Source organism: Lactobacillus sp. UMNPBX17 (genome assembly GCF_002553735.1).
Classification (GTDB): domain Bacteria; phylum Bacillota; class Bacilli; order Lactobacillales; family Lactobacillaceae; genus Lactobacillus; species Lactobacillus gallinarum.
In genome coordinates this window covers 18157-32467 of record NZ_PCYT01000007.1, presented here as the reverse complement: position 1 = coordinate 32467, position 14311 = coordinate 18157, and the positions used below count along the sequence as shown (strand labels likewise).

The following is a 14311-nucleotide window of genomic DNA, read 5'->3' as shown; positions in this document are numbered from 1 at the left end:
AATAATCCTTTTCTATCTAAACGAAAAAAGCGCCTAAACGGCGCTTTTTTTATTTACTTGCCCGTTCAGCATCTTGCTTTTTAACTTCTGCAATTAAACGGTCAATTTTACTACCATATTTTACTGAATTGTCTCGTTTAAAAATTAATTCAGGAACTTTATAAACGGTTAAAGTTTGTCCTAATAAGTGACGCATCATACCTTTAGCCTTTTCTAGTCCTTCTTGAACTTCTTTTTCCTTATCGGCATTTTCAGTTAAAAGACTATAGTAAACAGTTGCATATGAAAGATCATTCGTACATTCCACTGCAGTGATAGTTACTTCACTCAAACGAGGATCACGAATATTCTTTTGTAAAATTTTGGTTAATTCACGAAGAATTTCTCCTTCAACACGACCAATTCTATGCTTCATGTTTGCCTCCTAAAAATTATTACTTAGGTTCAACTTGTTGCATTTCGTAAACTTCGAATTCGTCGCCGACTTTAATATCGTTGTAGTCTTTGATAGTTAAACCACAATCGTTACCTTGCTTAACTTCTTTGGCATCATCTTTAAATCTCTTAAGTGAAGCAATTTCACCATCGTATTTAACAATACCATCACGAATAACTCTAATTTTGGCGTTATTCTTAACCAATCCCTTATCAACAAAGGAACCAGCAATAGTACCAACCTTAGATACTTTCCAAGTTTCACGAACAGTAAGGTTACCGATAACCTTTTCTTCGTAAGTTGGTTCAAGCATACCCTTCATGGCTGCAGTCACATCATCAATTGCCTTGTAGATGATACTGTACAAACGAATGTCGACGCCTTCAGTTTCAGCTTGACTCTTAGCAGTTGCAGTTGGACGAACATTAAATCCAATGATAAATGCATTAGAAGCACCGGCTAAGGTTACGTCTGACTCATTAATAGCACCTACACCTGAGTGAATGATGTTAACACGAACGCCTTCAACTTCAATCTTTTCAAGAGATTGTTGCAAAGCTTCAACAGAACCTTGAACATCAGCCTTCAAGACAATGTCAACTTCCTTCATATTCTCCTTCTTCATAGTATCGAAGAGGTTATCGAGAGTGACATGTTGAACATTTTCACGAGACTTTTGCAAAGCTTGTTGTGCTCTAGCTTCACCAACTGAACGTGCTGTCTTTTCATCCTTAAATTCAACTAATTTATCAGCTGATTCTGGAACGTCATTCAAACCAGTAATTTCAACTGGTTCAGATGGAGTAGCCTTTTTAACTTGACGACCACGATCGTTAGTCATAGTACGAACACGGCCAAAAGTATCACCAACAACAATTGGATCACCAACATTTAAAGTACCTTGTTGAATCAAAACGTCGGCTACTGGTCCACGACCACGTGATAAGCGAGCTTCAATTACAGTACCAATTGCCATTTCTGTTGGGTTAGCCTTAAGTTCCATCACATCAGCTTGAAGCAAGATCATTTGTAATAAATCATCAACATTTTGACCAGTCTTAGCTGAGATATTTACAAAGATGGTGTCACCACCGTAATCTTCAGGAATTAAATTATATTTCATCAATTCTTCAGTTACGTGTTGTGGGTTAGCACCTGGCTTATCCATCTTGTTAATTGCTACAATAATTGGAACATTGGCGCTCTTAGCGTGGTCAATAGCTTCAACAGTCTGTGGCATAACACCATCATCGGCTGCAACAACTAAGACAACAATATCAGTAATTTCAGCACCACGTGCACGCATGTTTGAGAAGGCTGCGTGTCCAGGAGTATCTAGGAAAGTAATCAAGCGGTCATCAAGACGAACTTGGTAAGCACCGATCTTCTGGGTAATACCACCAGCTTCATGAGCTGAAACATGGGTATGACGCAAACGGTCAAGCAAAGTAGTTTTACCATGGTCAACGTGCCCCATAATAGTAACTACAGGTGGACGCTTAACTTGATTCTTAGACTTCTTAGAAGCTTCCATTCTCTTGTCATAAAGAGTATCAATATCAGAAATATCTTCATGAACCTTTTGCTTAGCATTAATACCGTATTCAGCTGCTAATAATTCGATGGTATCCTTATCCAAAGATTGGTTTTGGTTAGTCATCACACCAAGCATGAATAATTTCTTAACAATTTCAGCTGGTTCACGGTGAATCAACTTACCAATGTCTTGAGCGTTCATACCTTCTTCATATATTAAAGTTTCTGGTAATGGACGTTCCTTACGCTTAGTAGGTTGCTTCTTTGGCTTTTGTTCTTGTTGACGTTTCTTATTCTTACGACGTTTTCTTTCTGAACGATCAGAATGTTCATTATGATTATTAAAGAATTGGTTCTTACCTTTACGTCCTGGCTTACCCATATTCTTACCGCGACCATTGCCACGTTTTTCATCTTTAGGAGGCTCAGGAATAGAAACCTTCACTGCAGGCTTATCATTTGTTGAAGGTTGATTCTTCTTCAAACGTGCTGGAGATGGTTTCAAAATCTTTGGACCAATAATTTTTTTCTCTACTGATTCTGACTTCTTAGTATTGTTTTCTTTGTTAGTTTTCTTCTTATTATTCACTGGTTGTTCTTTTTTCGGATGTCTCAATTGTTCGTGATATTCTTTTTTAGCTTTTTGTGCTTCTCGATTAAGCAGGCCTTCCTCTGCACGTTGCTTTTGCTTAAATTGTTGCAACAAAGCAGCTGCTTTTGGCTTACCTGAATTTGAGTTATGATCGCGATCATTTCTATTTTTGCGATTGCGATCATTATTATTTTGACGACGCTTATTGTTACGTCTTCTAGGCTTCTTTGAACCTGCATTATCTTCTTGTTTCTTTTCGTTCTTACGAATAGAAGAAACAGAGATCTTTATTTTATTGTTTTTCTCAGCGGGAGCGGAGTTTTGGAAACTACCTTTTAATTTTGCAACTTGTGCATCATCTATTGATGACATATGGTTCTTTATATCGAAGCCCAATTCCTTTGCTTTTTGGACTACAACTTTATTATCGACGCCCACTTCTTTTGCGACTTCATAAATTCTTTTCTTTGCCATCCAATCACACTCCTTCATTTATTTTTTTAATCAATGCCTTGGTAAAACCGACATCGGTTAATCCTAAAACTTTACGTTTTTTGCTGATAGCTTTGGAAAGCTCATCAGCTGAAAATAAGTTTATTATAGGAACATTAACTTTTCTGGCAGCACGATCAACTTTTTCAGCGGTGTTGTCTTGAACGTCACACGCCATGATGACCGCGGTGATTTTTCCTTTGTTAAGCTTGGCAATCACAGTTTCTGTCCCAGTAATTAATTTACCAGCTCGCTGTGCTAAACCTAACAAATTAATCGCTTTTTGTCTATTTTGCAAACTTATTTATCACCAAACAATTCTTTTCTTGCTTTTTGATGATCAACATATGAATAAAGCTCGTCATAAAAACTATCTGGAACCTTAGCCCCTAAGCTACGATCTAAAATATGCTTTTCTTTAGCGGCTTTAATCTTGGTTGGATCAAGTGAAACATATGCGCCGCGTCCTGCTTTTTTGCCAGTAGGATCAACAGCAATATTCTTTTCTTTATCGATTACGACACGTACCAACTCTTTTTTAGGTTGCATAGTGTCGGTTAATAAATCCTTCCGCATTGGGATTTTTCTTTTTTTCAAAAAATCACCTATTCTTCAGTATTATCTTCGCTTGAACTTTCTTCTACCTGTGTAGCTGCTTCATCTGTATCAACTGAACTATCCTCATCAGATTCAGTATCAGCAGATTTGGCTGCAGTGTCTGACTCTTCATCAACAAATTCTACTTCAGATTCTGGACGAATATCAATCTTATAGCCTGTTAAGCGAGCAGCAAGACGTACATTTTGTCCCTTCTTACCAATGGCAAGTGACAATTGGTAATCTGGAACAATTACTAACGCACTCTTTTCTTCTTCATTATCACCAAATTGAACAGCAATTACTTCTGCTGGATTCAATGCATTAGCAATAAAGTCAGAAGGATCTTCTTCGTACTTAACGACATCAATATTTTCGCCACCAAGTTCATTAACAACATTTTGAACACGGGCACCCTTTTGACCTACACAAGTACCAACTGGATCAATGTTAGGGTCATTTGACTTAACAGCCATCTTAGTACGGTCGCCAGCTTCACGGGCAATTGATACAATTTCAACAGTTCCATCATAAATTTCAGGAACTTCTTGTTCAAATAATCGCTTGACAACATCAGGTGCAGTTCTTGAAACAACGATTTGTGCACCCTTAGAATCTGAGCCAACATGAGTTACAAGTACACGAATTTGATCTTGTGGGTTGTAAACTTCATTTGGCATTTGGTCACGTTGAGGCATCACAGCTTCAACATTGCCAATATTAACATATACAAAACGATTATCACGTCGTTCAACAGTACCTGTAACTAATTCATCTTCATATTGAGAATATTCGTCAATAATATGACTTCTTTCTGCTTCACGAAGCCGTTGCATAATAACTTGCTTAGCAGTTTGAGCAGCAATTCGACCAAAGTTCTTTGGTGTAACTTCAAATCGAATTTCATCCCCAACTTCATAAGCACGATTAATTGCCAAGGCGTCTTTCAAACTAACTTCAAGACGGTCATCTTGTACTTCATCAACGACTGTCTTAACAGCCATTACCTTGAAGTTACCTCTTCTTTCATCGAAGTCAACTTCAACGTTTTGTGCTTGATTATAATTTTTCTTGTATGCAGCTACCAAAGCGGCCTTGATTGCATCAACAATAACATCTTGTTTAATGCCCTTGGTCTTTTCCAAGGTAGCAAACGCTTCTAGCATTTCTTTAGACATAAGTTTTTGATCAACCTTTCTAAAATTCAATTGCAAAACGAATCTTTGCAATTAACTTACGAGGGATAGTTAATTTCTTTCGTCTTGTTTTATCTTTTACTTCTAATACAATCTCATCATTATTATAGGATTTAAGCGTACCTTCATACACTTTTTTGTCCTCAATTTTTTGATAAAGACCAATATGAACATAATCATTCAGTGCTCTCTCCCAATCAGCTTCAGTCTTAATAGGGCGTTCAGCACCTGGAGATGATAACTCTAAAACATATGGATCAGGAAGCGGATCAGGATCAATTGTATCAAGTTTTTCAGAAACCAATTCACTTAAAGCCGCAATTTCATCGATATCGATACCATTGGGCTGACGATCAACATAAATTCGTAAATAGTTTTGACCTTTTTCCTTAACGTATTCCATATCAACTAACATGTCGCCATGCTCGTCAATAATTGTTTCGACAACTGGACGAACAAGATCTATAACTTTAGACAAAAAATTTCCTCCGTAATAAAAAGAGTGAGCATTACTGCTCACTCGAATTTACCTATTCGAACTTCTCTATTAGTATACCATGTTTTACATAACAATGTAATAATAACTCCTAGAAAAGTGATAATTGATTTTCATCGGGCATACCTTCCAGTACGCCATTGTCTTCGAAATAATTCATGATTGTTTGTGAAACTTTGCCGCGTTTTGCTAAATCTTCTTTAGATAAGAATTTCTTTTCAGCACGCGCAGCGACAATTTGCTTAGCCGCATTGTCACCTAAACCAGGAACCGCATTAAATGGTGCCAAAATAGTATGCTTATCTAAAATCTTGAAATCCGTAGCTTCTGATTGATCAATATCAACCATTTTAATTTTAATGCCGCGTTCAAGACATTCGTTAGCAATTTCCAAAACTGTCAATAAACTTTTATCTTTGGCTGAAGCATCGTTCCCTTTATCTTGAATTTCTTTCATTGCAGCTTTAACAGTGTTTTTACCATGACTCATTGCAACTAAATCAAATAAATCAGCACGCACTGAGAAATAAGCAGTGTAATAAATTTCTGGGTAATATACTTTAAACCAGGCGATACGTAAAGCCATTAAAATATAAGCAGTGGCGTGAGCTTTAGGGAACATGTACTTAATCTTTAAACAAGAAGGAATATACCAATCAGGAATATTTTTATTCTTCTTCAAAATTGCCATATTTTCATCACTAATACCACGTCCGTGACGAACAGACTCCATAGTTGAAAAGGCAACTTCTGGTTTAACTCCCCAGTGAATCAAGTCCATCATAATGTTATCACGACAACCAATAACATCCTTTAATTTGCAAGTACCGTTATTGACTAAATCTTCTGCATTTCCTAACCATACATCGGTACCATGTGACAAACCAGAAATCTGCAATAATTCCGCAAAAGTTGTTGGTTTAGTTTCTTCAAGCATCCCTCTAACGAAACGCGTACCAAATTCTGGTACTCCCAAAGTACCTGTTTGTGAACCAATTTGTTCAGGAGTAACTCCTAAAGCCTTAGTACTTGAGAATAATGACATAACACCTGGATCATCTGGTGGAATAGTCAGTGGATCGATTCCTGACAGGTCCTGCAAGTGACGAATCATGGTTGGATCATCGTGACCCAGAATATCAAACTTCAAAATATTATCGTGAATTGAGTGGAAGTCGTAGTGTGTAATTAACCATGCTGCATTAACATCATCAGCTGGATAAGATACAGGAGTAAAATCATAAATATCCATGTCATCAGGAACTACAACAATACCAGCAGGGTGCTGACCTGTAGTTCTTTTTACTCCACGAATACCACTAGCCAGGCGATCCAATTCCGCATTTCTAGCTTTCAAATCACGCTCTTCATCAAAGTGTTTTGCATAACCATATGCAGTCTTATCTGCAACCGTCGCAATAGTTCCGGCACGATAAGAATTATCTGGACCGAACATTACTCGAATAAAGTTATGCGCAACTGGTTGATAGTCTCCTGAGAAGTTCAAATCGATATCAGGAACTTTATCCCCATGGAAGCCTAGGAAAGTCGCAAACGGAATATCCTGTCCATCTTTAACTAAAGGCGTTCCACATTTTGGACAATCCTTATCAGGTAAGTCAAATCCAGAACCATATTCACCATTTTCAAAGAATTGCGAATATTTACACTTAGGACAACGATAATGTGGTGCAAGTGGATTAACTTCTGTAATTCCTGACATAGTAGCTACCAGACTGGAACCTACAGAACCACGAGAACCTACCAAGTAACCATCTTTATTTGACTTGGCCACCAGACGTTGAGAAATCAAGTAAATAACCGCATATCCATTAGAAATAATAGAATTTAATTCTAGATCAATTCTGTCTTTTACGATTTTAGGCAACGGCTTGCCATAAAGTTCATACGCCTTATCATAAGTTAACTTTTTCATTTCTTCATCAGCGTGTTCAATATGAGGTGGATATAATCCATCCTTAATTGGCCGAATCTCAGAAATTTCATCAGCAATCTTATTTGTATTATCAATAACGATTTCTTTGGCTACATCTTCACCTAAGAAACTAAATGCATCAAGCATTTCCTGAGTTGAATAAAAATGCAAATCAGGTTGCGGTTTATTTCTATTTGGATTAGATCGTTGCGCTGAAATTAAAATAGTTCGGTAAATAGCATCATGTGGTTCAACATAGTGTGCATCTCCTGTTGCAACAACAGGCTTATTCAATTCTTTACCTAACTTATAAATATTCCCAATAATTTCTTCAAGTTGTGCTTCATCTTTAATTAATCCATCCTCGATTAATTGAGAATAATTTGCAGGAGGTTGTACTTCCAAAAAGTCATAAAACTTAGCTTTTTCTCTAGCCTCGTCATAACCTTTCTGCATCATTGCTACAAAGACATCACCTTGCCAACAACCTGAGCCATAAAACAGACCTTCATGCAAACGAGCTAAATCTGATTTAGGAGTACGCGGAATTCGATAAAAGTCTTTCGTACTTGCTATTGAAACTAGTTTGTATAAATTCTTTAATCCCTTTTGATCTTTAGCCAAAACCGTCATGTGAGATGGTCGAGCTCGCTTATAAACCTCACCATGTGCAGCATAACCATTTAAGTTATTCAAATTATCTTCATTATATTTTTTCTTAAATGCATCTAGCAGCTTATACATTAAGTAACCAGTTGCTTCCGCATCTTGATTAGCTCTATGGTGATGTTCCAAGGAAACATTATATTTTTTGGCTAATGAATCCAAAGTATGACGGTTCTGTTCAGGGTGAAGCAAACGAGAAACTTCTAGTGTATCGACAACTGGTTGTGTGATTTCACTAAGACCAGCTCTTCTTAAAGCGGCATTAACAAAGCCGACATCAAATTGAACATTGTGTCCACATAAAGGACGATCACCATAAAAGTCTTGGAATTGCTTAATAACTACATCTTCATCATCAGCAGCACTAACCATCTCATCCGTAATTGAAGTTAAATTAATGGTTTGTTCACTCAAAGGATGGTGTGGGTTAATGAATTTATCAAAACGTTCAATAACTTCACCGTTTTTCATCTTAACAGCACCAATTTCAATAATAGTGTCATAAACAGATGAAAGACCAGTAGTTTCAACGTCGAAAATAACAAATTCACGATCTTCATAAGTCATTGGAGCTGGATTGATAACCAATAATGCATGGTCATCTATCATATTCGCTTCAACACCATATAAGATTTTTGTGCCTGTAGCTTTACCTGTACTATAAGCTTCTGGGAAGGACTGAACATCACCATGATCTGTAATAGCGATAGCCTTCTGACCAAATTTTTTAGCAGTTTTAATAAAATCACTTGGTGCATTAGTTGCATCTAATTGACTCATATTAGTGTGCAAATGAAGTTCTACTCTCTTTTGCTCACCCTCATATTTTTCCGTTCGTCCGATATGTTCAACTGTTTCAAAGCTGCTAATGTTGAATACTACATCATGTACCCATTGATCATCGATTGCTGAACCTTGCATTTTAGCCCAAGTACCAGGCTTAATTGCAGCCATTTGCTCAATTTGTTCCTTATTTGAAGCAAATTTCTTAAACGCAATTGAATCACTATAGTCAGTAATTTCACCTGTAAAAATTACTGAACCGTTTTTCAATTCTCTACTTTCAATATTGAAAATATTACCTTCAATTACAACATTTCGAGTACCATCTTCAACATCTTGAATTTGCGTAATCGGAGCATTTTCATCTAGTTTTCGATTGCCATAACTAGTACGCTTGGTTTGGTACTGCTGCTTTGGTTTAGGCTTCGGCTTTTCCGGAGTATTGTTAAAAGCCTCCTGCATACTTTTTTCATGTTCATGCTGAAGCTCTTGCAAACTTTCTAAACTGTTTTGTAAATTAGTTTGATCGACTTCGGTTATAAATTTTAAATTAAAGAAACCAAAGTCACGCATCTCTTCAGCCAAATCATCTAAAGCCTTTTGTTCGATTAATCCATCAATTACATTGTTATCTACTGGAATAACCCAACGACCATTTTCTTTTTTAGGTTTTTGTCCAGCTAAAAATTCTCTAGCGACGGGAGATAAAGTATTTGAATTCTGTACCGCATAATGCCAGTAATCTGGCAAGTATTGATCAGAACCATCACCTGTACCAACAAAAAATCTTACATTTACAAATGCTGAAAAAGTTTCTTCTATTGCTTTTCTTAATGCTACATAAGTGTCATATTTCAAAGGAGTATCAAAAAAAACATGGATATCCCACCTATGTTCTTTAGCGTAAACATCCACGTTTTCAACCTTTCCCTTTTGAAGAAGATCATTATCTTCAAAACTATCAGGGAAATGAACTTGTTTGAGCAATTTTAAGAAAAGATCATTTTTATTTGCCACAAAAATTATCCTAACTCTTGATTTACAAACTTATCTAATTCATCAATTGACATTTCGGTTGCCTTATCATCAGTAGGTCTCTTAACCTCAACGATACCATCAGCAGCCTTCTTACCAACCGTAATTCTAATAGGTGCACCGACTAAATCTGCATCTGCGAACTTAACACCAGCACGTTCCTTACGGTCATCGTATAAAACATCATACTTTTCACTGAACCTCTTTTCAAGTTTTTCAGCTAATTCGGTTTGATCTTCTTTATTCATTTTCATTTGAACAATGTGAATTGCAAATGGTGCAATTTCTTTTGGCCAAGCAACACCGTGTTCAGTCAAGTGTTGTTCTACAGCTGCTGAAAGCATTCTGGTAACACCAATACCATATGAACCCATGATAACAGGCTTAGCCTTACCATTTTGATCCAAGAAATCAGCACCCATAGTCTTAGTGTAATAAGTTCCAAGCTTGAAAATATGACCAACTTCGATTGATGTTGTGAACTTAAGTGGCAAATGATCAACAGGATCTGGTTCGCCTTCGTTTGCTGTTCTAATGTCAGCAAATTCATCAACCTTAAAATCACGACCCAAGTTAGCATTTTCAAATTGGTAATCAGTTTCACCAGCGCCAACGACTACGTTGTAAAGATTCTTAACAGTTTCGTCTGCAATAATCTTGTCAGCCCAATCAGCATTAACAGGACCAACGCCGCCCTTTTCACTACCAGTAATTTCTTTCAAATCAGCAGTGTCTGCTTCATGGACTTCATCAGCGTCAAGAACATGTCCAAGTTTTACTTCATTGATTTGCTTATCGCCACGAATTAAAACCAAAACTTTTTGATCATCCGCAATATAAAGAATACTCTTAACAATTCTAGTTGCTGGAACATTCAAGAACTTAGCTAATTTTTCGATTGTATCACAATCTGGAGTTGCTACTTTAGTAAGTTCCTTGGCATCTTCTGGTTCTTGTTTAAAGGTATCAATACTCTTAGCCATTTCAAGGTTAGCAGCATATGTTCCCTTTTCATTAGTAGCAATAGTATCTTCACCAATAGCAGCTGGTGCTTGGAATTCAGTTGAGTTTTTACCACCCATTGTACCTGAGTCAGCAATTACTGGGTGTACAGTAACACCGGCACGCTTAAAGATTCGCTTATATGCACTCTTTTGATCATCAAATTGCTCATCTAATTGATCACGAGTTGCGGCAAAACTATAACCATCAAGCATGACAAATTCACGACCACGGAGTAAACCGAAACGAGGACGATTTTCATCACGGAATTTAGTTTGAATTTGGTACAAAGCTAATGGCATTTGCTTATAACTCTTAAGGTTCTTAGCAATAATTTCAGTAAAAGTCTCTTCATGGGTAGGTCCAAGCAAACTTTCACGGCCATGGCGATCCTTCAATTTGAACATTTCAGCGCCGTACTTCTTGTAACGACCTGATTCTTGCCATAAAGTAGCTGGTAATAAATGAGGCATGATCATTTCAGGAACATTGATTTTTTCCATTTCATCTTCAATAATTCCTTCAGCCTTACGTAATACACGATAACCTAATGGAAGATAAGCATAAACACCAGCAGTAACCTGACGAATATATCCCCCTCTAATCATCAACTTGTGGCTTTCTGCCACAGCATCTGATGGAGCTTCCTTTAAAGTTGGCATAAAAAATTTTGATTGACGCATTACTTTCTCCTAAAGTAAAAACAAAACTAACTATTATTAATTATTTTATAAAATAGCGATAAATGTCATTGCCTGTAACTGCAATAATTAATACTAATAATAAACCAAAGCCAATTAATTCAACAATTGCCTCATGTTCTTCTGAAATTGGTTTACCACGAACTAATTCAATTAAGTTCAATAAAAGTTTACCACCATCTAAACCTGGAATTGGAATTAAATTAACAATTCCCAAATTAATTGAGATCATTGCTAAAAAGGCTAATACATATGTAAAGCCCATTTGTGAAACTTGCGAAGTTTGAGAGTAAATTCCTACAGGACCAGATAATTTATTAAGACTAAAATGTCTAAATAAGTTACCTACTGCATTAAAAATCAAACCGGTTGTAGAAACAGCCGTATCCCAACCTCTTTTTAATTTTACGCCAGCATTTTCATTACTTTTAGCAACAATACCTATTTGATAAATTTTTTGCTTCTGAATTCGATGAGCCTTTGGTTTAACTATTACAGTTTTAGTAGAGCCATCTTTACTTAATTCAAATTTAAGACTCTTACCTTTGCTTTGATTAACTTTTTCAGTTACCTGTTCAAAGCTATTAATCTTTTGACCATTAACCGCTACAATTCGATCACCTGGTTCAATTTTAGCAATCTGAGCAGGTGAACCATTCGTAGTAGATTGAATAGTAGTTGTGGCTGGACCTGGCACCGTAAATGTCCAGATTAAGAACACAACAAAACCTAATACAATATTCATAAAAGGACCAGCAAAATTAGTTGCTAACTTTTGCCAGACCTTTGCTTCATTAAATTGAGTATCACGAGGTGCAATGATTAATTCGGTACCATTTTTTTCAATGATAGTTGCATCATGATTAACATGGTAAGTTACCGGTTTATTTTCATCGCCATTCTCATAGCCTTCAATTACTAAATTATCTACTAAATCTGCCTTAGTAACTTGAACGGGAATACCCTCTATTGGCATGTCAGATTCAGAAGCATCTATTCTAACCACTTCATCCTGATCATTTAACTGCAAAATTACAGTCATGCCCGGATCTAATTTGCTTTCATCATCAGATCCTGCTAATCGAACATAACCACCAAGTGGTAGCCACCTGATAGTATAAGTAGTAGGATTTCTTCTAATCTGAAATAACTTAGGTCCCATACCAATTGAGAATTCTCGCACAAGTATACCTGACTTTTTGGCTACAATAAAATGTCCAAATTCATGGACAAAAACTAATAAGCCAAAAACGATTAAAAAGATTAGTATACCTTTCAATAAAATTCTCCTAGTGAACAATACCTAAGATAGCAGCTACTACGGGTAAAACAAATAACATACTATCAAATCGGTCTAAAATACCACCATGTCCTGGTAAAATTTTACCAGAGTCTTTAACACCGTAGAAACGCTTATATGCTGACTCAACTAGGTCACCCATTTGACCTACAATTGAAAGGAAGAATGCCAAAATTACCATAGTTAATTCGGAAACTCCAAAAACAATGTTAAAGTGACTCAAAATTGCTAGGTAAATTGCACTACAAATCAATGCACAAATAACGGCACCAATTGATCCTTCCCAAGTTTTATTAGGGCTAATTACTGGCCATAACTTATGTTTACCAATCTTACGACCGATCATGTAAGCACCAATATCAGTTGACCAAACAACTACGAACACGTAACCCAATAAAGCTAAACCATTTTGCGGGTAAGCTCTAATGGCTGCCATGTAGTGGAAGCCAATCCCTATATAAAGTGATGCCAAGATGTAAACACCAACATCATCGAAAGTAGTCTTATTTTTAGAAAGTACTGTCCAGGTTAAGAACAGCATAACAATTCCAAAGAATACTCCGAATTTGGTTATATTAGGTGGGAATGCCTTAAAAAATGCATCCGGCACTGTCCATGTCAAAGTTGCAAGCAATGCTAGCAAGAAATCAAATGAGACCAAAATCTGTTTTTTCATTAAAAAGATCTCACTAATGCCGACTGCAGCAAATAATACAGTCAACCAATCCATCCAAAGGCCACCTGCAAGCACAATTGGAATAAATAAAATCAAGGCAATAACTGCCGTAATTACACGTTGTTTCATATTTAACTATCCGATTCGTCTACCTTACCAAAGCGCCGATTACGGTGCTTAAAATCATTTACAAATTTTCTTAAATCATCTTCATCAAAATCTGGCCAATTTTTATCACTAAAAGCCAACTCTGAATAAGCTAATTGCCACAATAAGAAATTAGATATTCTTTGTTCTCCTGATGTCCTAATTAACAGGTCAGGATCTTGATACTTGCCAAAATTTTTGGTCATCAAGTGCTGGGAGATCATTTTCTCGGTAATGTCTTCACTTTTTAGTGCACCAGCTTCAATCATGCCACCTAATTCTTTCATTGCAGTCGTTATTTCTCTTCTAGAGCCATAATTAAAAGCGAAATTAAGAATTAAGCCAGTATTATGAGCAGTTTCTGACATTGCTCGTTGTACTATTTTATAAGTCTTTTCTGGCAATTCGTCTAAGTAACCCATAATGTTTACTTTAACGTTATTTTCCATCAAAGTCGGCATGTATTTGTCGAAAAAGCGCACGGGAAGATTCATTAAATAAGCTACTTCTTCTTTAGGTCTAGCCCAGTTTTCAGTAGAAAAAGCATATAAAGTTAGCACTTTAATTCCTAACTTATTAGCCGCTAGGGTAATTCGCTCAACATTATCCATGCCTTCACGATGTCCTACAAAACGAGGCTTGTGCCTTTTCTTAGCCCAGCGTCCATTACCATCCATGATAATGGCTAAATGATTTAATTCATTATCCGTCTTGCTCATG

Annotated in this window: 11 protein-coding genes; all 11 read right to left on the bottom strand. The window is 36.5% G+C overall.

What is annotated here, in order from left to right; translation table 11 throughout:
• Window positions 1–49 precede the first annotated feature (49 nt).
• A complete protein-coding gene (locus tag CP368_RS02330) occupies window positions 50–415 on the bottom strand; it encodes a ribosome-binding factor A (protein WP_025005941.1) in 366 nt (121 codons plus the stop codon).
• A 19-nt stretch (window positions 416–434) separates the two neighbouring features.
• A complete protein-coding gene (gene infB / locus CP368_RS02325; RefSeq protein ID WP_098043785.1) occupies window positions 435–3038 on the bottom strand; it encodes a translation initiation factor IF-2 in 2604 nt (867 codons plus the stop codon).
• A 4-nt stretch (window positions 3039–3042) separates the two neighbouring features.
• Window positions 3043–3354: a ribosomal L7Ae/L30e/S12e/Gadd45 family protein gene (locus tag CP368_RS02320; RefSeq protein ID WP_098043784.1), complete on the bottom strand. Its 312-nt coding sequence runs from the start codon at window positions 3352–3354 to the stop codon at window positions 3043–3045.
• 2 nt (window positions 3355–3356) lie between these two features.
• On the bottom strand, window positions 3357–3653 hold the full coding sequence (gene rnpM, locus CP368_RS02315; RefSeq protein WP_025005938.1) for an RNase P modulator RnpM: 297 nt from the start codon (window positions 3651–3653) through the stop codon (window positions 3357–3359).
• Window positions 3654–3661: 8 nt separating this feature from the next.
• The gene (gene nusA, locus CP368_RS02310) at window positions 3662–4831 is read right to left on the bottom strand and encodes a transcription termination factor NusA (protein ID WP_025005937.1); all 1170 of its coding nucleotides are present in this window, start codon (window positions 4829–4831) and stop codon (window positions 3662–3664) included.
• A gap of 19 nt (window positions 4832–4850) precedes the next feature.
• Window positions 4851–5327 carry a ribosome maturation factor RimP gene (gene rimP / locus CP368_RS02305; RefSeq protein ID WP_098036248.1) on the bottom strand — a complete coding sequence of 159 codons (477 nt, stop codon included), beginning with the start codon at window positions 5325–5327 and terminating at the stop codon, window positions 4851–4853.
• Between the two features lie 109 nt (window positions 5328–5436).
• On the bottom strand, window positions 5437–9747 hold the full coding sequence (locus tag CP368_RS02300) for a PolC-type DNA polymerase III (RefSeq protein WP_098043783.1): 4311 nt from the start codon (window positions 9745–9747) through the stop codon (window positions 5437–5439).
• 5 nt (window positions 9748–9752) lie between these two features.
• Window positions 9753–11450 carry a proline--tRNA ligase gene (locus CP368_RS02295; protein ID WP_098043782.1) on the bottom strand — a complete coding sequence of 566 codons (1698 nt, stop codon included), beginning with the start codon at window positions 11448–11450 and terminating at the stop codon, window positions 9753–9755.
• A 40-nt stretch (window positions 11451–11490) separates the two neighbouring features.
• Complete coding sequence (gene rseP, locus CP368_RS02290; RefSeq protein WP_098043781.1) at window positions 11491–12747, bottom strand: RIP metalloprotease RseP; 1257 nt, start codon at window positions 12745–12747, stop codon at window positions 11491–11493.
• A 10-nt stretch (window positions 12748–12757) separates the two neighbouring features.
• On the bottom strand, window positions 12758–13573 hold the full coding sequence (locus CP368_RS02285; RefSeq protein WP_056945435.1) for a phosphatidate cytidylyltransferase: 816 nt from the start codon (window positions 13571–13573) through the stop codon (window positions 12758–12760).
• Between the two features lie 2 nt (window positions 13574–13575).
• On the bottom strand, window positions 13576–14310 hold the full coding sequence (locus tag CP368_RS02280) for an isoprenyl transferase (RefSeq protein ID WP_025005932.1): 735 nt from the start codon (window positions 14308–14310) through the stop codon (window positions 13576–13578).
• Window position 14311: the final 1 nt, after the last annotated feature.

What these genes read in the sequence shown, in the direction of transcription:
- CP368_RS02330 (WP_025005941.1), bottom strand. Translation starts at nt 415, where the DNA reads ATGAAGCATAGAATTGGTCGTGTTGAAGGAGAAATTCTTCGTGAATTA.
- infB (WP_098043785.1), bottom strand. Translation starts at nt 3,038, where the DNA reads ATGGCAAAGAAAAGAATTTATGAAGTCGCAAAAGAAGTGGGCGTCGAT.
- nusA (WP_025005937.1), bottom strand. Translation starts at nt 4,831, where the DNA reads ATGTCTAAAGAAATGCTAGAAGCGTTTGCTACCTTGGAAAAGACCAAG.
- CP368_RS02295 (WP_098043782.1), bottom strand. Translation starts at nt 11,450, where the DNA reads ATGCGTCAATCAAAATTTTTTATGCCAACTTTAAAGGAAGCTCCATCA.
- CP368_RS02285 (WP_056945435.1), bottom strand. Translation starts at nt 13,573, where the DNA reads ATGAAACAACGTGTAATTACGGCAGTTATTGCCTTGATTTTATTTATT.
- CP368_RS02280 (WP_025005932.1), bottom strand. Translation starts at nt 14,310, where the DNA reads ATGAGCAAGACGGATAATGAATTAAATCATTTAGCCATTATCATGGAT.